The 865-nt window shown below is 72.3% G+C and carries 2 protein-coding genes; both read right to left on the minus strand.

Annotated elements, in window-relative coordinates; translation table 11 throughout:
• A partial coding sequence (locus tag GH736_RS23580; protein WP_159607512.1) for an alpha/beta hydrolase occupies positions 1-466 on the minus strand: 466 nt, incomplete at its 3' end.
• A 58-nt stretch (positions 467-524) separates the two neighbouring features.
• A partial coding sequence (locus GH736_RS23585; protein WP_203230943.1) for a hypothetical protein occupies positions 525-865 on the minus strand: 341 nt, incomplete at its 5' end.

Raw genomic sequence — 865 nt, forward strand, 5'->3', positions numbered from 1 at the left:
GCCCCGCGGCGTGGTCGGACAGCCAGCGGAGCCCCGCGTACGCGTCGTGCAGCGCGGCCGGGGCGGCGTGATCGGGCGAGAGCCGGTAGCGCAGGGCCACTACGGTGATGCCGAGCTCCTGGACGAACGCGATGCTCGTGCGCTCGTCCTGCTCGGGGCTTCCGCCGATGAACCCGCCGCCGTGGATCCAGAACAGGGCCGGCATCGGCGCGGTCGCGGCGGCCGGAGCCTGAGCCGCGTCAGCGGTCCTACCCCCGGCCTTGGCACCGGCCTTCGGCCGGTACACCCGCAGGGACACGGCGGGCGAGGCATCCTTCGCCGGCACGTGCACCTCCTCGATGACCACGTCGTCGGGGGTCGGAGGAATCGACGGCTTTCCCTTGCGCATCATCCGGGCGAGCCGCGGGCCGAACGAGAAGGGCGGGATGAACCGACCGACGGCGAGATCTGGATGGAACACGGGCATGGGCATCCTCTTTCACGACGCGGCACGCGTGCCGGGGTGCACCGATGCTAGCCGGAGGTCACGCCGTGATCGAACCCACGAAGGCGTACGCCTCATCGGCGAGCTGCCGCCAGCGCTCGGCGCCGGCGTCGAACGGCACGGCCGCCCACTCGCGCATCGGGCTGCCGCGCATGATCATGTGGTCGAGCGCGAGCTCGTGGATGCGCTCGGACGGCAGCTTCACCACGAGGCGCCCATCGCTCGACACGAACGCGAACAGCTTGCCGCGTACCGAGTAGCCCTCGGATCCGAACATCCGCCCGACGCCCACGTCGGGCCGCGCGACGAGGTCGCTCGCCGCCTCGGCCAGCTGCTCCCGCCCCCGCGTGCGCTCGTCCATGCCTCGACGATACGGCGCCC

This window comes from Agromyces humi (genome assembly GCF_009720255.1).
GTDB classification, from domain to species: Bacteria; Actinomycetota; Actinomycetes; order Actinomycetales; family Microbacteriaceae; genus Agromyces; species Agromyces humi.